The following is a 22,900-nucleotide window of genomic DNA, read 5'->3' on the forward strand; positions in this document are numbered from 1 at the left end:
ATATTTGTGTGAAAGATAGTAGGAAAACTTTATGCGGCAAAATTCTAAAAAGAAAATCTGTTTAATTGTAGAATGTCTCAGCGGCGGCGGCGCGGAAAAGCAAGCAGCCAACTTTTCAAAATCGCTTCACAAATACGGTTTTGAAGTATCCATTATTTCGGTAAAAGACCAGATTTCGTACGATTTTGCAGGAACCTTGTACAATCTTGGAAAGGGTGAATCTTCTGTGAAAATCATCAAACAAATTCAGAAGTTTTTTGCGTTTAAAAAAGCCTACAAGCAATGCAATGCCGATATGTATATTGACTTTCGCTCGCGAAGTCGCTTTGTGATGGAATGGCTGTTGCACAAATGCATCTTTCAAGCCGAAAAAATGATCATGATGGTGCACAGCTATCATATTGAGTGGCATATCCCGAAAGGAAAACTATTTCGAGAAATTTATAATAAAACGCATGCTGTAGTGGCGGTTTCTGATGAAATTCAGTGGAAATTGGGCGAGTTGTACGATTTTGAGAACTTGTTGTGTATTCCCAATTATATCACTGCCGTAGAATCGTCTCAGAGTGAACCAAATGCGGCAAAAGAAAACTACATCATTGCGGTTGGACGTTTGCAAAACGACATCAAACAGTTTGATAAATTGATAGAAACCTATCACGCATCACAATTAGCAAAACAAGATATTAAGCTGTATATTTGTGGTGAAGGAGACGACCGAGCATCGCTGGAGCAATTGATTTCAACACTGCAATTACAAGCGCACGTACAACTCTTGGGATTTGTAGAAAACGTGACAGCATACATCAGAAACGCAAAATATTTAGTGTTATCGAGTAGGGTAGAAGGCTTTCCGATGGTTTTATTAGAAGCATTGCAGCAAAAAACACCTGTCATTTCTTTTGATTGTAAATCGGGACCGAGTGAAATAATTCAACACAAAACCAACGGTTTGCTCGTTGAAGATCAAAACTTTGCGGCGTTGAAAGATGCAATGATACTTTTAATCGAAAATATGGAATTGTATATGAATTGTAAAGAAAATGCTGTATCTTCCATACAAAAATTCACTGAAAAACCCGTAATCCAAGAATGGATTCAACTCATAAATGCCTAAAATATGTCTACAACTGTTGCTGATATTCAATTGATATCCATCCCCAAAATCGAAGACTTTAGAGGAAATATTTCTGTCGTTGAAGGTGATACAATTCCTTTTAAATGCAAACGTGTGTATTATTTGTACGACATTCCTAGTGGCGCAAAAAGAGGTGGACACGCACATGTAGAACAGCAAGAAGTACTAATTGCATTGAGTGGAAGTTTTGAAGTAATTTTTAAAGATGGCACATCCAAAAGGCGCATTTTACTCAACAAACCCAACCAAGGTTGCTTGATTCCGCAAGGAATTTGGCGCGAATTGGAAAATTTCTCTTCCGGAGCGGTTTGTCTTGTCCTAGCTTCCGACGAATTTGACGAATCCGATTACATTCGCGATTATCAAGATTATGTCATTACCAAAGAAGATGTGAAGTTGTCTAAGTAAATTTCGGCTTCGCTCAATTTACAGTTATGAGATACGAGTAGTGAGTTATGAGTTATGAGTTATGAGTGACGAATCGACAAATAACGAACAACAAAAAACAAAAATCAGCAAACCAAAAGCAAAGCGACCTAAAACCCAACGCCCAACACCTAAATTGAGCGTAGCGAAACTAAAAAGAAGTCACCCTAACATTCCGTTTCAGTAAATAATTTTTCAACTTTTTTAGCCACACTAACACAAATCGTGGACTTTTGATAAGAATTCGTTGCTTGATAGTTAAATTATTATAATTGATATTTTGAAGTATATAATTTCGTTGCAACTTGGCATTTTCCAACGTATATAAAGAAGCGAAAATATAGCGATACAAATCCAAATACTTTTTTAGGGAAGGATTGTTCTTAGCAGCTTTTTCGTAACTATGTAAATGCGGAATAAACTTTGATGAAATAGTGTCTTTGCTCATTTGGTTGGGAACTTCTAGGCGAATTTCTGCCAACGGTTCGTAATGATAGGCAACACGGTATTTTGAACAAAATCGGATATAAAAATCGATGTCTTCCGCAAACGTAATTTTTGAGTCAAAAACTTCCACATCTTGGCAAATTTCCTTTTTAAAAGCAACGCTACTTTGACAAAAAATCGGCTGAAACATGCTCGCTTTAAAAAAATCATCCAACAAAAAAGACGTTCCTTGTAAAGAAGCATCCATATTCTTTTTCGGAACTAAGTTTTCATGCGAGGCATACACTTCCATATAATCTGTTCCATACAAAGACGCTTCAGGAAATGTAGTGTGTAATTTGTGAATGGTTTCTAAAAAATTGGGCAACCAAACATCGTCTGCATCCAACAAGGCGATAATTTCACCAGAAGCTTTAAAAATTCCGTGATTCCGCGTAGTGGAAAGTCCCAAATTCTCAGGATTTTCTATCAGTTGAATTCTATCGTCTGAAATTTGTGAAACGATAGAAACACTTTTGTCCGTGCTCGCGTCATTGACAATCAGCAATTCAAAATCCGTAAAGGTTTGTTGCAACACACTTTCAACAGTTTGCTGAATGTATGTTTCTTTGTTATACAATGGAATAATTACGGAAAAAAGTGGCATTATTGACGCTTATCTAAGTAGCAAAGATACGTTAATCTGTATAAGTCAAAAATAAACATGGACGGATTGTTGGAAAGTAAATTTTTCTCAAAACGGTTTCCAAACCAACGATATAGTAAGGATAAAACATGGTTAATGCCAAAATTTTTGACACGTTTGAACATTTTTGTAATTAAAATATCATTGTGTTCAATCAATCCGTTTTTTAAAAATAAAATCAGCACTTCTACCGATTCCATCGATTTTCGAATAAATTCTTTACTCGTGTCCAATCCCAAATGATACACAGGATTGTGAATGTGTGTCATGTGAACTTCCGCGTGTTTCAAATCGTTGGCAAACAGCGTATCTTCATGGCGCGCATTGGGAATATCTTCGTTAAATTTTACTTTTTGAAACACGTCTTTTTTAATCAAAAAACTCAAGGTTAAAAAGCGCAAATACGACGCTTCTTCACGTTCTTTAACGCTCAACGCTTCACGTTCTTTTCCGTAAACCCAACGCAATACATTTTCTTGTTTGGGTTTCTCTTCTTGATATAAAATTCCACCGTAAATCACTTCTTTTTCGTCTGAAATAGCGGCAATATATTTAGAAATAAAATCTGCTTTAACGGGAATCACATCAGCATCTAAAAACAACAGCCAATTAAAATTCGCCTTTTGTGCCAGCAAGTTCCGAATTCGGCTGCGACCGATATTTTCAGGTAAAACAGCATATGAAGCATTGGAAAGCAAGTTGATAGGCTCATTTTTTTTGATGCTTTCCTGTTCGTCAGAACAATCATCCAAGCATACAATTTCAAACGTAATTCCAGTTGCTACAGCTTGCGAATGTATCGTTTCTACCAACGTAGAAATGTCGTAATTGTATGTAGGAATCAAAATTGAAAGCATGCGTACGAACTAGATACAGTTTAGACTGCCAAAGTAAGCTTAATTTTTTAAATTCTCAGCAGTGAATTGCTAAAATAACAGGTGCTAAAAAGCGGAAATGTTTACGCGCCTTTCTGAACGACTTCAAAGACTTTCCCTTCATCGCATTTTAGCGTTTTGGAAGGATATTTTAAAATCAAAGCGTAATCGTGGGTTGCCATTAAAATGGTACGTCCGTTTTTGTTGATTTCTTGCAGTACTTCCATGACTTCCACACTGGTTTGCGGGTCTAAATTTCCTGTAGGCTCATCGGCAATAATCAGTTCAGGATCGTTTAGCAAAGCACGTGCAATGGCAATACGTTGTTGCTCGCCACCAGAAAGTTCGTAGGGAAACTTGAAGTTTTTCGTTTTCATCCCAACTTTATCCAACACCTCATCAATTTTCGCTTTCATTTTGTCTTTATCTTTCCAGCCAGTAGCTTTAAGCACGAATGCTAAATTATCAGCAACCGTTCTGTCTTGCAACAATTGAAAATCTTGAAAAACAATGCCTAATTTTCTACGTAAAAACGGAATATCTTTTTCTTTTAACGTTTTTAGATTGAAATCGACCACCGTTCCTTCGCCATCTGTCAAAGGCAAATCGCCGTACAATGTTTTCATAAAACTACTCTTTCCCGAGCCTGTTTTTCCAATCAAATACACAAAATCACCTTTGTGGATGGTGAGATTGACATCGGAAAGAATCAAGTTTTCACGTTGAAAAATAGAAACGTTTCTAAGGCTGAGAATTTGTTCCATGAATGCTAAGGGATTTTAAAAGATAACACAAAGTAAACAATTAAACCGCAATACAGAAAACTTATTGTGGTAAATGCTGTTTCTACACAAAAAAAAGCGAACCGAAGTTCGCTTTGTTCGTAGCTTTTTAATGTTTCTTACGTGTACATTTTTGATGCTTCTATCCGCAGAATAATTCAGTTTGACAATCTTCTGTAACCATTGGTGGATCACACGGACCTGTTAATTGAAAACAACAAAGTAGCAAAACGCCATCAGTAATAAATGTCAATCTTGGATCGCCTCCAGCAACATTTTCAAAATTTGAAATTGACTTTTTGTTCAATTTTAATGATTTTAAATTCTTTTTTTTCATGATTTAAAGTTTTAATTTTTGGTTTCACTAAGATAAGTATCGTGATTGCTACAAACAAGACATTTTTTACGTTGAAAATAGATAGATTTTTGAATCGGTTCCTTCTTTTAATTTTGTTCTTTTCAACCAAGAATCATGCTGTTTTGGCATAAAAAAAGCGAACCGAAGTTCGCTAGAAGTTTGTGTTACTGTTCTTCTTGTTTTGTTGGACAATGTCCGTACGATGGACAATGACAAATAGAAAGTGGTTTGGAATCGGTGCCACCTTTCAATTTAGCAATGGTAGAAATGGTTTCTTTTTTAAGATTGAACGAGTTGATTTCCTTCTTTTTCATGATTAAATGATTTAAAATTAATAATTTAAAAAGATACAAAACATGTGCGTGAAAAATAAGTATTCCCAACGATTTTGAACCGAATTATGGAATTTTCATAAAAAAGGACTTATATAATAGAATACTATAATTTTTAGAAAAGAAATGCCTCGTGAATAGCAAATAGTGAATAGAAAAGGTCAGAAGCAATTCTGACCTTTAGTTTTTTTGGATTTTTTGCGACTTAACAATTGATGGAAGTACAAGGACCAATAGTGTATATACAGGCATTAGGACAATAATCAATAGTAGTATCGTTCACACAATCTGGTGCTGCTGTTCTTGGGTCATTTTGTCCACCATTCAATTTAAAGTCGTTTAATTTTGAAATGGACTTTTTGTTTAGCTTTAATGATTTTAAACTTTTTCTTTTCATAACATTTTACTATTTAAGGTTATACGATTTTAATATACTAAAAATCTTATTAAAAAAGAAAGATTTTACCTTTAATTATTCATAAATACGACTCTTTTAATAATGCATTTAGATGCATAAGCGTCTTTACAAAGGCAAAGATTTTGAAATTACTTTTCCTCAAGAAAAGCAGTCAAATTGTTAAGAAATTCCTAAATACCACACTAAAATTGCTTTTTGTGAATAAATGATATAATTATACCCAAAAAGCGACGTTATTTAGATAATAATACTGAATTTTTGAACCGTTCAAAATTGGCGAATCCTATTTATTTATGGTAAGTTTGTAAGGAACAGAAATTCAATCGCAATTCATTGCCAATCTCATAAAAACACAAGATTCATGAGTAAAAAAAATCTTCAATTCATTCTATGCTTAGTGTTCCTTTGTTTTCAACTTTCCTTTGCACAAAAAACAAAAGTGTACACGCACGATTTAAAAGAATACAACGAAGCCTTACACTTGTACAATAGCAAGCAATACCAAGCTTCGCAAACACTTTTTGACAAAGTGAAAAGAACCACTGACGATTACGAAACAGAAGCCAATTGTGCTTATTATATTGCCAATTGTGCCGTGCGATTGAATCAGTTGGGCGCGGATAATATGATGGAAGATTTCGTAAAAAGATATCCAACAAGCACCAAAAGAAATTCAGCCTATATTGATGTTGCCGATTATTATTTTGAGAATGGAAAATACGCGCGCGCTCTCAAGTGGTATGACATGTCGGGAGACAAAGGATTGACCAATTCGCAACGAGAAGAATACAACTTTAAAAAAGGCTATGCGTATTTCACGTCAAAAAAATACGACCAAGCAAAAACCTACTTTCAAAAACTATTAGATTCTCCAAAATACGGTTCGCAAGCTAAATATTATACAGGGTATATTGCGTATCAAGAAGATAATTATAAAGAAGCAAGCGAGTATTTTGACGGTGTTTCCCAAGATGAAGAATACAATGAAAAACTGTCGTATTTCAAAGCAGACATGAATTTTAAATTGGGGAATTTTCAAAAAGCCATTGATTTATCGAAAAAAGAATTGCCAAATGCAGACCGCAAAGAAATTTCGGAACTCAATAAAATCATTGGAGAAAGTCATTTCAACCTCAAAGAATACGAAGAAGCAATTCCGTATTTAAAAGCCTATAAAGGTAAAAAAGGACGTTGGAACAACACCGATTTCTATCAATTAGGTTACGCGTACTACCAACAAAAAGATTATGAAAACGCCATCAAGCAATTCAATAAAATTGTAGATGGAAATAATTTCGTAGCACAAAACGCCTATTACCATTTAGGAGAATGTTATCTAAATACCGACAAAAAACAACAAGCGCTGAATGCTTTCCGCAACGCATCGCAAATGAATTTTGATGTAAAAATTCAAGAAGATGCAGGATTGAATTATGCGCGATTGAGCTACGAAATCGGAAATCCGTACGAAAGTGTGCCTTCTGTCTTGACTTCCTACTTAAAAAAATATCCTGAAACCGAACATCAAGCGGAATTGGAAGAATTATTGGTAAGCTCATATATCACTTCAAAAGATTACGAAGCGGCGTTGAATTTATTAGAATCCAGCAAAAAATACAGCGACAAATCTACCTATCAAAAAGTGGCGTTTTACCGTGCGATTGAATTGTTTAACGATAGCAAATATCAAGAAGCGTTGACCTTCTTTGACAAATCGCTCAAAGAAAACGAATCGCCAGAATACACTGCAAGAGCAACCTTTTGGAAAGCAGAAACCAACTATTTATTAGACAATTATGATTTGGCGTTGCAAGGGTTTCAATCGTTTGCCAATGCAAATATCACAGATACGGAAGAAGCGCAAACCATCAATTACAACTTGGCGTACACGTATTTCAAACAAAAAGAGTACACCAACGCGATTTCAAACTTTGAAAAATTCATCGCAAACAATGCTGACGATTCGGCACGCGTAAATGACAGTTATTTGCGTTTGGGTGATAGTCACTTTGTAACAAGCGATTACGCAAATGCCATCAAAGCGTACGATAAAGCAATTGCGATGAACGGAATTGACGAAGATTATGCGTATTTCCAAAAAGCGATTAGCTACGGTTTTACAGGAAAAACCAATACAAAAATCAGCGAGTTGGACAAGTTCATCAAAAAATATAAAAAATCGTCCTTGCGTGATGATGCCTTATACGAATTAGGAAACACGTACATCAACAACGACGAAACCACAAAAGGACTGAATACTTACGAGCAAATGGTGGAAGAATACCCAAGAAGCTCGTATGTGTCGAAAGCAATGTTAAAGCAAGGATTGATTAACTACAATACAGGGAAAAATCAAGTAGCATTGACAAAATTCCGTTCGGTAGTTTCCAAATTTCCAAACACGGAAGAAGCAATTCAAGCAGTAGCAACGGCGAAACTAATTTATATCGAATTGGGACAAGTAGAAACCTATGCAAATTGGGTGAAAAATCTTGATTTTGTTGATGTAACGGATGCCGAATTGGACAAAGCAACTTATGAAGCGGCTGAAAAGCAATTCATCCAAAACAATACCGACAAAGCCATTGAAGGTTTTGAAAAATATGTACAGCAATTTCCAAACGGACTCAACGCGGTAAAAGCGAATTTCTACTTGGCACAATCGTATTTTAGCAAAGGAGAAACGCAAAAAACCATTCCGCATTACGAATACGTATTGCAAAGTGAGCGCAACGAATACACAGAACAAGCCTTAGCACGATTGGCGCAAGTATTATTAGAAAAAGACAATTATGCAAAAGCGATTCCTGTACTTCTACGTTTGGAAGAAAGTGCCGATTTCCCTCAGAATGTAACCTATGCGCAATCCAATCTGATGAAAATCTACTACGAACAAGATAACTACGCAAAAACGGTAGCATACGCTGAAAAAGTGCTAGCAATCGACAAAATTGACGATCGTATCAAAAGTGATGCGCACATATTCATAGCGCGTTCTGCCATTGCAACCAATGACGAAGACAAAGCAAAAACGGCGTATCAAGAAGTGCAAAAAATCGCCACAGGAAAACTAGCGGCAGAAGCGTTGTATTACGAAGCGTATTTCAAAAACAAAGAAAAAGACTATGAAGGTTCGAATGCAGTCATTCAAACATTGGTCAAAAACTACTCCAGCTACAAACAATTTGGAGCCAAAGGATTGATTTTAATGGCGAAAAACTCCTATGCGTTAGAAGATTCGTTCCAAGCAACCTATATTTTAGAAAGTGTCATTAAAAACTTCCAAAAATACCCTGAAGAAGTAGCAGAAGCAGAAGCTGAATTAGCTAAAATCAAAGCAGCGGAAGCCAAACGGAATTCGTCGGTTACGCCACCAAAAGATGAAGACGACGGAAACTAAAAAGCGAACGATTTGAAATCAAACACAAACTTACAAAGCAAGCACAACATGCGAAATCACATCATAAAATCAACTTGTCTATTAGTGGTACTATTCATAGCAAATTTTGCGACTGCACAAGAAAAAGAAAAAGACAAGGATAAAGACAAAAAAAACATCGGGACGGAAGTGGTAAATGTGGTAAAACCATACACGCCATCAGTTTCGGACGCGTTCAAAATAAAGCAAACTCCGTCACTAAACGATAAAGAAACGGCAAAAAAGAAGGAAATCAAATACTCCATTTTCTCGTTTCCTGTGGCATCAACATTTACGCCAGCCAAAGGTCGTGCGGCAAACTTAAAGAAAGCCGAAAAAGAACAAATTTACAATACCTACGTGTCGCTTGGTTTAGGAAACTACAATACAGCAGCACTCGATTTTTACACAAGTAGAGCCATTAGCCGTGACGAAACCTTTGACATTGCGTTGCGTCATCACTCGTCGCAAGGTGATATTGATGGTGTGGTGTTGAATAATAATTTCTTTGATACAAAGTTGGATTTGGCATATATCAATCGCAGTCGCGACTTATCTTGGAAAGGAAAAGCGGGTTATCAGCATCAAATCTTTAATTGGTACGGTTTGCCAGATGTTGGATTAACGGCAGCGCAAATTGGAACAATTGACGAACAACAAACCTATCACAATGTCTATTTGGGTGCGGATGTAGACATGGAAGATTCATTCTTTAATGGCGGAAACATCTTGTACAGAAGAATGTTTGACGCAACGAGTTCAGGCGAAAACCGATTGATTTTGCAACCAGAATTTGAAGTGGAAATCGCGGGCGAATTGATTAAAACCTTAGTAGATATTGACTATGTCGGCGGAACGTTTGAAAACAATTATGCAGGTTCAGGAAGTATTGATTACAGCACGCTAAAAGCAGGAATCTCGCCAAGTTTGGTCATTTTACGTGATGATTTAACCGTAAACTTTGGCGCAGGAATCTATGTCGCAATGGACTTAGAAAACAGCGAAACGGATATCTTTATCTATCCAAGAGTCACAGCGCAATATCGTTTGAGTGGTGATGATATTATCGCGTATGCGGGAGTAGAAGGTGACTTGCGTCAAAACTCGTATTACGACTTTGTACAAGAAAACTTTTTTGTGTCGCCAACACTCGGAATCGCACCAACAGATCAACAATACAACGGATATTTAGGAATCAAAGGAAAGCTTACTTCTAACGTAAGTTACAATGCCAAAGCGTCGTACATGTCTGAAAAAGGAAAAGCGTTGTTTAGCGTGAATCCATTCAATCCGCAACCAGACAATGGTTACACCTACGGAAACTCGTTCAATGTATTATACGATGATGTCAACACGCTTTCGGTAGCTGGAGAAATCAATGTAGATATTACAAGTAACTTTAAATTTGGCGCGAAGGCGGAATATTTCAATTACAACACGGATACGCAACAAGAAGCATGGAACTTGCCAAACTTGGAAGCATCTATTTTTGCGGACTATCAAATTACGGAAAACTGGTTTGCTGGCGCGAATATCTTCTTTATCGGTGAACGAAAAGACAACGTAACCTTTGCTCCAGGAACTATCATGGCAATGAACCAAATTGTAACGTTAGATAGTTTTATTGATGTCAATGCACATGTAGGATATCGCTTTAACGACCGTTTGTCTGTTTTTGCGAAAGCGAATAATATTGCCAATCAAGACTATCAGCGTTGGGTAAACTTTCCAGTACAGCAATTCCAAATCATGGGCGGTGCCACCTATAAATTCGATTTTTAGAAATAAAAAAATAATGTAACTTTTCTAAAAGCGTTTCATCACTTGAAGCGCTTTTTTTGTGAATTTTTGTGTGATGGAATCGCATACCAAAGAAACCATTTTAAAAAGTTGTATTTTTAGGCTTGAAAATTATAATAAGTTACTTTTCAATATTAGTAAATTACAGAAATTCATAGCTGTTCTCGATACAACGAATCTAAGATTCGTCACTCGAACTGACGGTATGCGAAATAGAAATTGAAGTCGAACTCGAAACTGAAAACGAATCGTCACTTCGAGTGTTTTTCCGCACATTGAGCTTGTCGAAATGAAGGGAAAATGTATCGAGAAGTAATTTGAAGTTTCAAATTAAACAACCAAAAAATGACCAAAAAACTCCTCATTCTATCACTCCTAATCGTTTGTTTCTCTTGTACTCAAAAAGAAACCGTAGACAGCATCGTCTTCAATGCAAAAATCTACACGGTTGATGAAAACTTCTCCAATGCAGAAGCCTTTGCTGTAAAAGACGGAAAGTTTGTTGCGGTAGGAAATACGAGTGATATTTTAGCCAGTTACGAAGCCGAAAACAAAATTGATGTAGCAGGAAAAACTATTTTTCCAGGGTTTATTGATGCACATTGTCACTTTTACAGATTAGGAACCAACAAACAAAGCGTTGATTTAATCGGAACACAAAGTTTTGAAGAAGTCATTCAGCGTATTTTTGATTTTCAAGAAGAAAAAAATGTGCCTTTCATTACAGGTCGTGGTTGGGATCAAAACGATTGGGAAGTTAAGGAATTTCCAACAAAAGACCGTTTAGACAAACTATTTCCAAATACACCAATCGCGCTAACGCGTGTAGACGGACATGCGTATTTGGTGAATCAGAAAGCGTTGGACATGGCAGGAATTACGCCAGAAACCAAAGTGCCAGGTGGCGAAGTGCAACTCAAAGACGGAAAACTTACAGGAATTTTGGTAGACAATCCAATGGATATGATTGATAAAATCATTCCGCAACCCAATCGCGCTCAGCAAATTCAAGCTTTGCAAGACGCACAAGGCGAATGCTTTTCCTATGGTTTAACAACCGTTAATGATGCAGGTTTGGATAAAAATGTCATCAATCTCATTGATAGTTTACAAAAAGCAGAAACGCTGAAAATTCGTGTCTATGCAATGATTAGCAATACGCCAGAAAACGTAGCCTATTATATTGACAAAGAACCGTACAAAACCGATTATTTGAATGTGTGTTCGTTCAAAGTATATGGCGATGGTGCTTTGGGTTCGCGTGGTGCAGCGTTAAAAGAACCGTATAGCGACCACGACAATCATTTTGGCGCCATGGTGACGAGTCCTGCAGAACTCTCAAAATTGGCGGCGCGCATTGCAAAAACTAAGTATCAAATGAACACGCATGCTATTGGTGATTCTGCCAATTATCAAGTCTTAAAAACCTATGCAAAAGTATTGGAAGGACAAACCAATCGTCGTTGGAAAATAGAGCATGCACAAGTCATTGACGAACCTGATTTTGACATTTTCAAAAACGAAAATATCATTCCGTCTGTACAACCAACACATGCAACGAGCGATATGTACTGGGCTGGCGAGCGTTTGGGAGCAGAACGAGAAAAAGGAGCGTATGCCTACAAACGATTGCTAGACTTATCAGGGAAACTTGCGTTGGGAACTGATTTTCCTGTAGAATATGTGAGTCCGTTCAAAACATTCTATGCCGCTGTGGCGCGAAAAGACTCAGAACATTATCCAGAAGGTGGCTATCAAAAAGAAAACGCTTTATCGCGTGAAGAAACCTTAAAAGGAATGACCATTTGGGCAGCATACAGTAACTTCGAAGAAAACGAAAAAGGAAGCATTGAAACAGGGAAATTTGCCGATTTCATTATCTTGGATAAAAACCTCATGGAAATTCCTGAAAAAGACATTCTAGATGCAAAAGTGTTGGAAACCTATGTTGCTGGGAAAAAGGTGAAATAGATTTTTTAGTTAGACTTTTTAGAAGGTTAGAGTGTTAGAAACGCTTCGCTTTTAGATTGTTTGGCTTTTTATAAAAGACATTGGTACATTTTCAAGTTATCAAATTGATACATTAACAAAAGCGTCATTTCGAGTGAAATCTCTACGAGATTTCACTCGAAATGACGCTTTGTATACTTAGCTAAAAAAAAGTAATAGTTATATGATGAATAGTCAAGAGTTATAGAAAATATCAAAAAAACAAACAATGCTTCGACAGGCTCAGCATCAACAGAAAAAAAACAATAAAATTGAGCGAAGCGAACCTAGAAAATTCTCAATACCAAATCGCGACAAGCGATTTCCCAAAAAAACCTTGAATCCTTGAATTTTTAAATCTTTGAATCGAGCAAAGCGACTAAAAACAAAAACTCAGAAACCGTACGATTTCTGAGTTTTCAAATAACCAATAATAACAATAAATAAAGAATAATTAAAAACTAAACGGTATCGCGGCACTAATATTGTCCCATGCTAGTACCATGCGAGCACCATCAGTTTCTTTTGTGAACGCGATGGAGAAATATTCCAACGCATCAATTTTTTTTACAGGAACGTCGAGGCGAGCTACATCTTTATCCTTATCGTAGTAATAAGAACCCCAAACGTCTGTATCAGAATTTATAATAATTGTCCAAGTATCTTTATTCGGAATCGTAAATAAACTGTACGTTCCTGCTTTAATCTCTTGCTCTCCTAATTTTACATCTTTAAAAAAAGTAATCTCGGTAGCTTCATTGGCACCAGTTCGCCAAACTTTTCCATAAGGAACTAAGTTTCCAAAAATGGTACGTCCTTTCTTTTGCGGTCTTCCATACACTACTTTAATAACAGGAGGCGCATTTCGTGCTGGTTTAAAATAACTAATATCGTGCGGACTCTTATCAACATCGCTAAATTTCTGAGCAGAAACGTCAATGCTGAAAAGCATCGTTAATAAAAGAATTCCAGTAACTAAAAAATGCTTTCTCATAGTGCTTAATTTTCAGGTTAAAAGTACTAAAAGTTCTTCTTAGCATTATGTTAAACTTTTAGTTAAGATGTTAAAGTTAGAGTGCAAACGAGCGGTTCACAAGCAAATATGTATAGGGAAGTTGTATTTCTTTAATAAAAATCAACATATACTAAAGCGGGAAATCCGTTAAGAAAATCCCGCTTGTAAAGTGTTAATCGGTAGCTAATACTATTTTAAATTAGCTTATCAAGCATTTCTTCAACATACTTTTCAGCACGTTTATCGCCGCTAAGTGCTTTATTGATATTTTTAACTAAAGTTTTAAGGTCTAATTCTTTCTCTGTCAATCGTTTTCTTTTCATTACTAAATTTAGAGCAGTTATAGCGCTTTTTTCATCTACAACATATTTGCCATCTTTTACAGAATATTCAAACCTTACAGGTGTAGTGCCCAACATAAAACCAGTACTTCTTTTAGGGCTATTAGCGCCTTTAAACAAATTATCACTTAATGTACTCAAAGATGTTGTAGAAGTAGTTGAAGCTAAGGATCGCATACCTGTAATTAGGGCATTGCTTGTTAGTAAGTTTTGAAACGGATCATTATAAGGTGCATGTGTATTAATCACTTGCAATGCCTTTCCATTGGCTGTATTTAGGCTGTACGACAATTGATCAAAATCTAAATTAATTTGTGTTCCAGCATAACTTGGGTCAAACTGTGAATCTAAAAAGGTGCCTCTGTGCTCAGCAGAAACCAACACACGAGCCGTTTCTGGATCTGAAAATGTTAATGGACTAAAAGAATCTACGTTAGAACTTAGGATTAACTCCGTGTATCCTCTAATTGCTAAATCAGCAGGAGGAGAAGCAAATAAGTTTGCCAAATTAGGTAAAATAGCCACCGATGCAGTCTGACCAGCAGGAATAAAAAGACATGGTACATAATGTCCTAATTGTTTACCCACAATCTGTTCACCAGCACTTGTCATTGTAGTGCTAAACACATTGTCTGCGGTAATGTCATAAACCACCGAATTGTTGGTGTTTGTAAACTCAGTGTTTGGACTATCTGCAGGGTCTCTAACCGAAGTTCGAGTTCTTAATATGAGCTTAATATCTCTATTTTCAAGATTAGAGATTTCTAAAAAATAACCTTGTACAACAGTTCTGCCAACCTCTGAGGCAGGTCCAGTTACTGGTGCTATAGGTTTGTAAAGTAATTCAAAGTTACTGATAATTGCCATGTGTAAAATGTATTAAATTAATATATGTTTTGAAGTTTTTCACAGTCAAATGGAATAGCTATTCTTTTTTTTTAATTGATGAGACCGTGTAAAATTTATAAGTCAAAACTATATTATGAATGGCTCGGTTTAAAGTGGCAATCTATAAAGTGTATTCTTCAATACATGACCAAATATGTCGCATGATAGAATAGGACAACTTCTTTTTTCATGCCTTTTTTATAGTTTGAAAGTTTATAAACATTTTTAATAGTTAAATAATTTCAATTCATAATAAAAATAGCATAATTTATTTTAAATTGTAACCATAAGTAGTATTTGTATTTTTAAATTGAAAGTTTAAATCAATATTTGTCATGTAATTGAAAAAAAGAAAATTATGTGCGGAATCGTATGTGCCTTTGAGCTAAAAGAAAAAACAGAAGAGTTACGACCTCAACTCTTAGAAATGTCAAAAAAAATTCGTCATCGTGGACCCGATTGGAATGGAATCTATGCTTCTGAAAATGCTATCTTGGCACACGAGCGTTTGGCTATTGTAGATCCAGCTTCTGGAAAACAACCTTTATTTAGTGAAGATAAGCAACTCATCTTAGCGGCAAATGGAGAAATATACAATCATAGAGCATTACGCAAACAATTTGAAGGACGATATACCTTTCAAACACAATCGGATTGTGAAGTAATTCTAGCTTTATACAAAGAAAAAGGAAGCTCCTTTTTAGATGAATTGAACGGAATTTTCGGATTTGCCTTGTATGACGAACAACAAGATTCGTATTTAGTAGCAAGAGACCACATGGGAATCATTCCTTTATACATTGGTTGGGATAAAAATGGAACGTTTTACGTAGCTTCCGAATTGAAAGCATTGGAGGGCGTTTGTAGCAAAATTGAAGTATTTCCTCCGGGACACTATTTAGATAGTAAAGACGGCGAACTCAAAAAATGGTATCAACGCGATTGGATGGAGTATGATGCTGTAAAAGACAATCAAACAAGCATTGACGAATTGCGTGAAGCGTTGGAAGCTTCTATTCACAGACAATTAATGTCGGATGTGCCGTATGGCGTATTGCTTTCGGGCGGATTGGATTCTTCGATTACTTCTGCGGTAGCGAAAAAATATGCACAAATGCGAATAGAATCTGACGATACGACAGAAGCTTGGTGGCCACAATTGCACTCGTTTTCTATCGGATTGAAAGGCTCTCCAGATTTGGCTGCTGCCAGAAAAGTAGCGGATCATATTGGAACAGTGCATCACGAAATTACCTTTACCATTCAAGAAGGATTGGATGCAATTAAAGATGTGATTTATCACCTAGAAACATACGATATCACAACAGTTCGTGCCTCTACGCCAATGTATTTAATGGCAAGAGTCATCAAGTCGATGGGAATTAAAATGGTATTATCGGGTGAAGGTGCGGATGAAATCTTCGGAGGCTATTTATACTTCCACAAAGCACCAAATGCACAAGAATTTCACGAAGAAACGGTTCGTAAGTTAGATAAACTCTATCAATACGACTGTTTACGTGCGAACAAATCACTAGCCGCGTGGGGAATTGAAGGTCGCGTACCTTTCCTTGACAAAGAATTTATGGATGTTGCGATGCGCATCAATCCAAAAGATAAAATGATTAATGGCGAACGTATGGAAAAATGGGTGTTGCGAAAAGCATTTGAATCCTATTTACCAGAAAGTGTTGCGTGGCGACAAAAAGAGCAATTTAGTGACGGCGTAGGCTATAGCTGGATTGATACTTTGAAGCAATTGGTAGAAAGCGAAGTATCTGACGAGCAAATGGAAAACGCAAAATTCCGTTTCCCAGTACAAACACCAAGAGCCAAAGAAGAATATTACTATCGCAGCATCTTTGAGGAGCATTTTCCATCAGAAGCAGCTTCTTTAACAGTGCCATCAGTACCATCGGTAGCGTGTAGTTCGGTAACTGCATTGGAATGGGATGAATCGTTCAAAAACATGAATGATCCATCAGGGAGAGCTGTTGCCAATGTACATGCGGAAGCGTATTAGGTATACTACTTGTCATTTCTGCGTAGGCAGGAATCCATAGAATGGTATCTAGGTATGACTAATTAAATTAAGAACACATTTATTTTCTCAATTATAGTTTACACAAAAGCATCAAGTCGATTAGATTTGGTGCTTTTTCTTTTAGCTGCCTTTTTTCCAAAAGTAGGAGGCAGCATATAAAATTCCGCAAGTAATAGACATTCCGAGTATAAATAAAAAAATCCGTTCATCTGCAATATCTTTAGCATCGGAAGTAGTAATTCTCAATACTTCTGGAATTGCTCCAAAAATGGTTATTACAACACAAAAAATTGCTAAGACTCTGTAAGCTGATTTGCTCATGAAAAATAATTTGTGTCAAGATAAGAAAACGTATCTTTAAAACATGAAATTACAGCTTACGATACATAATTTTGAATTGCCATTGCAACATGCGTTTACAATTTCGCGGTACACGGTGACGGTTCAAAAAACGGTAGTGGTTGTAATTTCTGATGGAGAATTCAAAGGATACGGAGAAGCAACCGTAAATCCGTATTACAACAGTTCCGTGGAAAGTTTGAAAGCTGCATTGGAGCGTGTGCGTTCGATTGTGGAAAATCTTTCCGAAAACATACATCCAACCCAATTTTGGAAACTTCTCGAACCAAGATTACAAGAAAATTACTTTGCCTTGTGCGCGCTCGATTGTGCCTATTGGGATTTGTATGCAAAACAACAACAAAAACCATTGCGACGCTTTTGGAGCGAACACGATACACATCTCCCAAAAACAAACTTCACTATTGGAATTGATGCGATTTCTGTGATGCAATCCAAAATCAAACAGAAACCTTGGGCGATTTACAAAGTAAAACTAGGCACGAAAAACGACGTGGAAATCATAGAAAAGCTTCGAGAAGTTACGGATGCTGTGTTTAGAGTGGATGCCAATTGCGCGTGGACCGTGGAAGAAACCCTAAAAAATGCCGAAATTCTCAAAAAACTAGGTGTCGAATTCATAGAACAACCACTAAAAGCCGACCATTGGAGCGGCATGAAAATCCTCAAAAAAGAAAGTGTCTTACCAATCATTGCAGATGAAAGTTGTCAAAAATTGGCAGATGTTTCAACGTGTGCGGAAGTCTTTCACGGAATCAATATCAAACTCATGAAATGTGGCGGCATTACACCAGCCTTGCAAATGATTCAACTCGCGAAAGCAAACAACTTGCAACTCATGGCAGGTTGCATGACGGAATCGTCTATCGGAATTTCAAACCTAACCCAATTAGCACCATTATTAGATTACATAGATGCTGACGGCGCATTATTGCTGCAAAAAGATATTGCCAAAGGTGTTACATTCAATAATGGAGAAATTTTGTACTCCAATCAAAATGGTTCGGGAGCGGTTTTGCTATAACAAAAAACGCTCAGAATTTACTGTAAACTCTAAGCGTTTGATATATGTTTTTAAAGTTACTGCTTCATAAATTTCTTAGTAGTCACAGCACCTGAAGTCGTTTCAAGCGTTACAAAATACATTCCTTGTTGTAAATTTGCCACTGAAATTCGTGAAGCAACACTGTTAGTTGTAAACACATTTCTACCTTGTACATCTACAATAGAAACAGATTTAATAGCTAGATTATCTTTAGATTGAATTGTAATAAAATCGTTTGCAGGATTCGGATACAATTCAAACTGAGCAGCTGTTACAGCATTTCGAGAAAGCGTCAAAGAAGTATTGCGTTCATGTGTTTCGGTGGTTTCATTAATTCCTAAAAAACCAGACACAAGTGTAGCGTTATTGTATCTAAAAGCAATATTACTTGCGTTATTGTCGTAATAATAATACGTAGTTTGTGTCAACGTTCCAATATCATTAAAAATAGGAGGAATGCTAAAGCTCAAACTTTGATCAATTCGTAGGCGTGTTACATTTGCTACATAATCATTGGCAACAGCATCTGTCATTGTCAGAGTTCCGTACGCATCTACAGTGGCTGTAAACGTTCCTGTAAACGTTCCGTTTGTACCTTGATAAGAAAATGTTCCTGCAGCAGTCCCTGAATTATTTGCCCCAAAACTCAACGGAAACAATCCTATAAAAGCATTTGTTGTATTATAATTTAACACAATATCTCCTTGCGAAGCGCCTGTAATATAATTTCCTGTACCATCTTCTCTTAAAAAGAACACACTGCTTGTTGGCGTCATTCCTTGCGTAGTAATGGTTTGAACTTCTGTGGTTCCAGGATAAGTAGTTAATTGTGTAGCATCTGGTGCAGCGTATGTGTCAATATTAGTGCCTGCAGGTGTCAAATTATCAAATGTCCAAAAGACATTAGCGCCTGTTGGTGATTGATCTAAAGCTGCGGCTGGAGTCACTATGGTAAAATTCGTTCCTGGATTGGTATTATACAGAGCAATAGTTTGTGAAAAACCTGCAAAACTAAAAAATAAAGCAAGTACGAGTAATTTTGTTTTCATAGGTAAATAGTTGTTAGTATAGTAAATGATACGTAAAGCTACTAAAACAATGTTACTAAAAGATGATTTCTCGCTAAAAAAGAGGGGTTTGTAAGTTTTTTAGCTAAAAAAAAGGAGTTCATTAAATCGTTTCTAAGCGACTTTTAAATAAAACAATCAGGCTTGCTTCAAAAAAAACAGCAAAAATGCGATTAAGGCTATTTTTAGCCATTTTAAGCAACTTTCTCTAAAAACGACAAATGTTAATAACTATTTAAAAAGCTGCTTAAAAGTATGTGTAAATGAATTTATGAAGTCTTATATTTGTTTTTTACTTGTCGAAAAATAACAACACGTAACACTGTTTTAAAAATATAAAATTAAGGAGAATATTTATGAGCGAAGAAGCAAAAAAACAATATTCAGCCGATAGTATTCAGGCATTAGAAGGAATGGAGCATGTACGTATGCGTCCATCCATGTATATCGGAGATGTTGGAGTGAGAGGATTGCATCATCTTGTGTATGAAGTAGTTGATAACTCTATTGATGAAGCATTGGCAGGTCATTGTGATACTATCAGTGTAATTATCAATGAAGACAACTCTATTACTACGGAAGATAACGGTCGTGGTATTCCTGTGGGAATTCACCAAAAAGAAGGTGTTTCTGCACTAGAAGTTGTAATGACCAAAATTGGAGCTGGAGGAAAGTTTGACAAAGATTCGTATAAAGTATCTGGTGGATTGCACGGAGTTGGTGTAAGTTGTGTAAATGCATTATCCGATCATTTAAAAGCAACTGTTTTTAGAGAAGGAAAAGTATGGGAGCAAGAATACGAGCGCGGAAAACCATTATATCCTGTAAAAGCTACGGGCGATTCAGATAAAAACGGTACCGTAGTAACGTTTAAACCAGATGCTAGCATCTTTACACAAACGCTAGAATATAACTACGAAACGCTTGCCAATCGTATGCGCGAATTGGCGTATTTGAATAAAGGAATCACCATCACGCTGACAGATAAGCGAAACAAAGATGAAAAAGGTGAATATATTCAAGAAGTATTCTATTCGGAAGAAGGTTTAAAAGAATTCATCAAATACTTAGATGGAAACCGCGAACAAATCATTGCAGAAGTTGTTGCCTTTGAAGGAGAGAAAAACGGCATTCCTGTGGAAGTTGCGATGACGTACAACACGTCGTACTCTGAAAACTTACATTCGTATGTAAATAATATCAACACCCACGAAGGAGGAACACACTTATCAGGATTTAGAAGAGGTTTGACGCATACGCTGAAAAAATATGCAGAAACTTCAGGAATGTTAGATAAACTAAAATTTGACATTTCGGGTGATGATTTCCGCGAAGGATTAACTGCGATTATTTCTGTAAAAGTTGCCGAACCACAATTTGAAGGACAAACCAAAACCAAACTTGGAAACCGTGAAGTATCTGCGTCGGTAAGTCAGGCAGTATCTGAAATGTTAACCGATTATTTAGAAGAACATCCAGATGATGCTAAAACCATCGTGCAAAAAGTTGTATTGGCAGCGCAAGCTCGTCACGCCGCACAAAAAGCCCGTGAAATGGTACAGCGCAAAACGGTGATGAGTATTGGAGGTTTGCCAGGAAAATTAAGTGATTGCTCTGAGCAAGATCCTGCAAAATGTGAAGTATTCCTTGTAGAGGGAGATTCGGCAGGTGGAACGGCAAAACAAGGACGTGACCGTAACTTTCAAGCAATTTTGCCATTGCGTGGTAAAATTTTGAACGTTGAAAAAGCCATGCAACACAAAGTATTTGAAAACGAAGAAATTAAAAATATCTTCACAGCACTTGGTGTTACCATTGGAACCGAAGAAGATAGCAAAGCACTGAATTTATCAAAACTACGCTACCATAAAATCGTGATTATGTGTGATGCCGACGTTGATGGTTCGCATATTGCTACGCTGATTTTAACATTCTTCTTCCGCTACATGAAAGAATTGATTGAAAACGGACATATTTACATTGCAGCTCCACCATTATATTTGGTGAAAAAAGGCGCAAAACGTAAATACGCGTGGAACGATAAAGAACGCGATGTGATTATAGAGGAATTTGGTCAAGGTGCAAGCATTCAACGATACAAAGGTTTGGGAGAGATGAACGCAGAGCAATTGTGGGACACAACCATGAATCCTGAGTTTAGAACCTTACGCCAAGTAATGATTGACAACGGAGGAGAAGCCGATCGTGTATTCTCCATGTTAATGGGCGATGAAGTACCTCCACGTAGAGAATTTATTGAGAAAAATGCTGTCTACGCAAATATTGATGCGTAGTTAGATTTTTTATAAAACCAATACAAAGGCAATTGCGTACATAAAGTATGTGATTGCCTTTTTTTATGGAAAAAATCAAAAAAGGGGCAATTTCCTGTATACATTCTTATACGATTTCAGTATTTTTAAACATCAATAAAAACCCTACAAAAATGAAAACCCCACTGATTTTAGGACTCATTCTACTAGGAATGAGCTTTTCCAATGCGCAAGAAAACATCAATGAATTACTAGCCGCTGGTATTGACGATGCCAAACGATTTACTACAGATTACATTGCGCCAGCTTCCGACGGACTCGCTTATGGAATCAACACAGGTTGGTTCAACAATGCGAAAGCGCCGAAACGTTTTGGCTTTGAAATTTCCATTGTTGGAAACGCTTCTTTTATAAAAGACGAAAAAAAATCATTCCAACTCAATGTTGCAGACTATGAAAACATTCGTTTTCCGGACAACAGTCCTTCCAAAACGGTAGCGACTGCGCTAGGAGAAAACGATCCAGATATTACGGTAATTGTTACGTATGACGATCCTATTTTTGGAAATCAGGAAGTAGAATTGACGCTGCCAACAGGAATTGGTTCAGAAAATGTAGACATCATTCCAACGGCTTTTGTGCAAGCTAGTTTCTCTCCATTCAAAGGAACACAAGTAAAAGGACGCTTCTTTCCAAAAGTAAACACAGAAGATGTTGAACTCAGTACGTACGGATTCGGAATCCAGCAAGAATTCACTTCGTGGTTGCCAGCAGAAAAAGTATTCCCAGTGGCAATTTCGGGGTTAATCGCCTACACACGTTTGGATGCAAGTTATGATTTTACAGACTCAGGAGTGATTGCAGGAAGTGATCAAAAAGTAGAAACAGAAGTCAAAACACTATTATTTCAACTCATTGCAGGAACAAAATTCAAAATTGTAAACTTTTACGCAGGATTGGGATATATTACGGGCGATTCCACAACGGACTTGCTAGGAAACTATACCGTGACAGACGGCGTGTTATTTTCACAAACTATTACGGATCCGTTTTCGGTAGAACGTGATATTTCTGGTGTGAGAGGTACGCTTGGCGCGAATTTAAAACTAGGATTTTTTGGTTTAAATCTCGATTACTCGCTTGGAGAGTTTGACAGTGCAAGTCTTGGAATTAACTTCTCATTTTAAGGATATTTTAAG

General features: G+C 36.7%; 19 protein-coding genes. 9 read left to right on the forward strand and 10 right to left on the reverse strand.

Going from position 1 to position 22,900, the window contains the following annotated elements; translation table 11 throughout:
- Positions 1 to 31: 31 nt before the first annotated feature.
- Positions 32 to 1,117: a glycosyltransferase family 4 protein gene (locus tag C8N46_RS12635; RefSeq protein ID WP_108115260.1), complete on the forward strand. Its 1,086-nt coding sequence runs from the start codon at positions 32 to 34 to the stop codon at positions 1,115 to 1,117.
- Between the two features lie 3 nt (positions 1,118 to 1,120).
- Positions 1,121 to 1,546, forward strand: a complete 426-nt coding sequence (locus C8N46_RS12640) for a sugar 3,4-ketoisomerase (RefSeq protein WP_108115261.1) — start codon at positions 1,121 to 1,123, stop codon at positions 1,544 to 1,546.
- Between the two features lie 169 nt (positions 1,547 to 1,715).
- Here C8N46_RS12640 and C8N46_RS12645 read toward each other — a convergent pair whose 3' ends face one another.
- From C8N46_RS12645 to C8N46_RS20155, 6 genes are all read right to left on the reverse strand, one after another.
- Entirely contained in the window at positions 1,716 to 2,657 is a 942-nt protein-coding gene (locus tag C8N46_RS12645; protein ID WP_108115262.1) for a glycosyltransferase family 2 protein, read from the reverse strand.
- Positions 2,657 to 3,553: a glycosyltransferase family 2 protein gene (locus C8N46_RS12650; protein WP_108115263.1), complete on the reverse strand. Its 897-nt coding sequence runs from the start codon at positions 3,551 to 3,553 to the stop codon at positions 2,657 to 2,659. The genes C8N46_RS12645 and C8N46_RS12650 overlap by 1 nt, the downstream gene beginning before the upstream one ends.
- Positions 3,554 to 3,654: 101 nt before the next feature.
- On the reverse strand, positions 3,655 to 4,335 hold the full coding sequence (locus tag C8N46_RS12655; protein WP_108115264.1) for a cell division ATP-binding protein FtsE: 681 nt from the start codon (positions 4,333 to 4,335) through the stop codon (positions 3,655 to 3,657).
- A 160-nt stretch (positions 4,336 to 4,495) separates the two neighbouring features.
- Positions 4,496 to 4,690 carry a hypothetical protein gene (locus tag C8N46_RS12660; protein WP_108115265.1) on the reverse strand — a complete coding sequence of 65 codons (195 nt, stop codon included), beginning with the start codon at positions 4,688 to 4,690 and terminating at the stop codon, positions 4,496 to 4,498.
- 185 nt (positions 4,691 to 4,875) lie between these two features.
- Positions 4,876 to 5,025 carry a hypothetical protein gene (locus C8N46_RS20490; protein ID WP_158269142.1) on the reverse strand — a complete coding sequence of 50 codons (150 nt, stop codon included), beginning with the start codon at positions 5,023 to 5,025 and terminating at the stop codon, positions 4,876 to 4,878.
- A 223-nt stretch (positions 5,026 to 5,248) separates the two neighbouring features.
- The gene (locus C8N46_RS20155; protein ID WP_146169815.1) at positions 5,249 to 5,440 is read right to left on the reverse strand and encodes a hypothetical protein; all 192 of its coding nucleotides are present in this window, start codon (positions 5,438 to 5,440) and stop codon (positions 5,249 to 5,251) included.
- 382 nt (positions 5,441 to 5,822) lie between these two features.
- On the opposite strand from C8N46_RS20155, the gene C8N46_RS12665 reads away from it, so the two are divergent.
- The 3 genes from C8N46_RS12665 (at position 5,823) to C8N46_RS12675 (ending at position 12,650) form a co-directional block, all read left to right on the forward strand.
- A complete protein-coding gene (locus C8N46_RS12665) occupies positions 5,823 to 8,861 on the forward strand; it encodes a tetratricopeptide repeat protein (RefSeq protein WP_108115266.1) in 3,039 nt (1,012 codons plus the stop codon).
- A gap of 12 nt (positions 8,862 to 8,873) precedes the next feature.
- On the forward strand, positions 8,874 to 10,661 hold the full coding sequence (locus C8N46_RS12670) for a TonB-dependent receptor (protein WP_317046707.1): 1,788 nt from the start codon (positions 8,874 to 8,876) through the stop codon (positions 10,659 to 10,661).
- Positions 10,662 to 11,024: 363 nt separating this feature from the next.
- Positions 11,025 to 12,650 carry an amidohydrolase gene (locus C8N46_RS12675; protein ID WP_108115268.1) on the forward strand — a complete coding sequence of 542 codons (1,626 nt, stop codon included), beginning with the start codon at positions 11,025 to 11,027 and terminating at the stop codon, positions 12,648 to 12,650.
- A 472-nt stretch (positions 12,651 to 13,122) separates the two neighbouring features.
- On the opposite strand, the gene C8N46_RS12680 is transcribed toward C8N46_RS12675, so the two are convergent.
- Positions 13,123 to 13,662 (reverse strand): DUF2911 domain-containing protein, encoded by a 540-nt coding sequence (locus C8N46_RS12680; RefSeq protein ID WP_108115269.1) that lies wholly within the window; start codon positions 13,660 to 13,662, stop codon positions 13,123 to 13,125.
- 215 nt (positions 13,663 to 13,877) lie between these two features.
- Positions 13,878 to 14,891 (reverse strand): hypothetical protein, encoded by a 1,014-nt coding sequence (locus C8N46_RS12685; protein WP_108115270.1) that lies wholly within the window; start codon positions 14,889 to 14,891, stop codon positions 13,878 to 13,880.
- A 379-nt stretch (positions 14,892 to 15,270) separates the two neighbouring features.
- On the opposite strand from C8N46_RS12685, the gene asnB reads away from it, so the two are divergent.
- Positions 15,271 to 16,935, forward strand: a complete 1,665-nt coding sequence (asnB, locus tag C8N46_RS12690; protein ID WP_108115271.1) for an asparagine synthase B — start codon at positions 15,271 to 15,273, stop codon at positions 16,933 to 16,935.
- A gap of 141 nt (positions 16,936 to 17,076) precedes the next feature.
- Here the strand turns inward: asnB and C8N46_RS12695 are convergent, their stop codons facing one another.
- Positions 17,077 to 17,277 (reverse strand): hypothetical protein, encoded by a 201-nt coding sequence (locus tag C8N46_RS12695; protein ID WP_108115272.1) that lies wholly within the window; start codon positions 17,275 to 17,277, stop codon positions 17,077 to 17,079.
- Between the two features lie 43 nt (positions 17,278 to 17,320).
- Here C8N46_RS12695 and C8N46_RS12700 point away from each other — a divergent pair, with 43 nt between their 5' ends.
- Entirely contained in the window at positions 17,321 to 18,340 is a 1,020-nt protein-coding gene (locus tag C8N46_RS12700) for a dipeptide epimerase (RefSeq protein ID WP_108115273.1), read from the forward strand.
- A gap of 56 nt (positions 18,341 to 18,396) precedes the next feature.
- Here the strand turns inward: C8N46_RS12700 and C8N46_RS12705 are convergent, their stop codons facing one another.
- A complete protein-coding gene (locus C8N46_RS12705) occupies positions 18,397 to 19,410 on the reverse strand; it encodes a T9SS type A sorting domain-containing protein (RefSeq protein ID WP_108115274.1) in 1,014 nt (337 codons plus the stop codon).
- A 374-nt stretch (positions 19,411 to 19,784) separates the two neighbouring features.
- On the opposite strand from C8N46_RS12705, the gene gyrB reads away from it, so the two are divergent.
- Together gyrB and C8N46_RS12715 are read left to right on the forward strand one after the other, a co-directional pair.
- Entirely contained in the window at positions 19,785 to 21,722 is a 1,938-nt protein-coding gene (gene gyrB, locus C8N46_RS12710; protein ID WP_108115275.1) for a DNA topoisomerase (ATP-hydrolyzing) subunit B, read from the forward strand.
- A gap of 152 nt (positions 21,723 to 21,874) precedes the next feature.
- Positions 21,875 to 22,888: a DUF6588 family protein gene (locus tag C8N46_RS12715; protein ID WP_108115305.1), complete on the forward strand. Its 1,014-nt coding sequence runs from the start codon at positions 21,875 to 21,877 to the stop codon at positions 22,886 to 22,888.
- Positions 22,889 to 22,900 lie beyond the last annotated feature (12 nt).

It is taken from the genome of Kordia periserrulae (assembly GCF_003054265.1).
In the GTDB taxonomy this organism is placed as follows: domain Bacteria; phylum Bacteroidota; class Bacteroidia; order Flavobacteriales; family Flavobacteriaceae; genus Kordia; species Kordia periserrulae.

What these genes read in the sequence shown, in the direction of transcription:
- C8N46_RS12660 (WP_108115265.1), bottom strand. Translation starts at nt 4,690, where the DNA reads ATGAAAAAAAAGAATTTAAAATCATTAAAATTGAACAAAAAGTCAATT.
- C8N46_RS12645 (WP_108115262.1), bottom strand. Translation starts at nt 2,657, where the DNA reads ATGCCACTTTTTTCCGTAATTATTCCATTGTATAACAAAGAAACATAC.
- C8N46_RS12680 (WP_108115269.1), bottom strand. Translation starts at nt 13,662, where the DNA reads ATGAGAAAGCATTTTTTAGTTACTGGAATTCTTTTATTAACGATGCTT.
- C8N46_RS12650 (WP_108115263.1), bottom strand. Translation starts at nt 3,553, where the DNA reads ATGCTTTCAATTTTGATTCCTACATACAATTACGACATTTCTACGTTG.
- C8N46_RS12665 (WP_108115266.1), top strand. Translation starts at nt 5,823, where the DNA reads ATGAGTAAAAAAAATCTTCAATTCATTCTATGCTTAGTGTTCCTTTGT.
- C8N46_RS12635 (WP_108115260.1), top strand. Translation starts at nt 32, where the DNA reads ATGCGGCAAAATTCTAAAAAGAAAATCTGTTTAATTGTAGAATGTCTC.
- C8N46_RS12675 (WP_108115268.1), top strand. Translation starts at nt 11,025, where the DNA reads ATGACCAAAAAACTCCTCATTCTATCACTCCTAATCGTTTGTTTCTCT.
- gyrB (WP_108115275.1), top strand. Translation starts at nt 19,785, where the DNA reads ATGAGCGAAGAAGCAAAAAAACAATATTCAGCCGATAGTATTCAGGCA.
- C8N46_RS12705 (WP_108115274.1), bottom strand. Translation starts at nt 19,410, where the DNA reads ATGAAAACAAAATTACTCGTACTTGCTTTATTTTTTAGTTTTGCAGGT.
- C8N46_RS20490 (WP_158269142.1), bottom strand. Translation starts at nt 5,025, where the DNA reads ATGAAAAAGAAGGAAATCAACTCGTTCAATCTTAAAAAAGAAACCATT.
- C8N46_RS12700 (WP_108115273.1), top strand. Translation starts at nt 17,321, where the DNA reads ATGAAATTACAGCTTACGATACATAATTTTGAATTGCCATTGCAACAT.
- C8N46_RS12695 (WP_108115272.1), bottom strand. Translation starts at nt 17,277, where the DNA reads ATGAGCAAATCAGCTTACAGAGTCTTAGCAATTTTTTGTGTTGTAATA.
- C8N46_RS12685 (WP_108115270.1), bottom strand. Translation starts at nt 14,891, where the DNA reads ATGGCAATTATCAGTAACTTTGAATTACTTTACAAACCTATAGCACCA.
- C8N46_RS12715 (WP_108115305.1), top strand. Translation starts at nt 21,875, where the DNA reads ATGAAAACCCCACTGATTTTAGGACTCATTCTACTAGGAATGAGCTTT.
- C8N46_RS12640 (WP_108115261.1), top strand. Translation starts at nt 1,121, where the DNA reads ATGTCTACAACTGTTGCTGATATTCAATTGATATCCATCCCCAAAATC.
- asnB (WP_108115271.1), top strand. Translation starts at nt 15,271, where the DNA reads ATGTGCGGAATCGTATGTGCCTTTGAGCTAAAAGAAAAAACAGAAGAG.
- C8N46_RS20155 (WP_146169815.1), bottom strand. Translation starts at nt 5,440, where the DNA reads ATGAAAAGAAAAAGTTTAAAATCATTAAAGCTAAACAAAAAGTCCATT.
- C8N46_RS12655 (WP_108115264.1), bottom strand. Translation starts at nt 4,335, where the DNA reads ATGGAACAAATTCTCAGCCTTAGAAACGTTTCTATTTTTCAACGTGAA.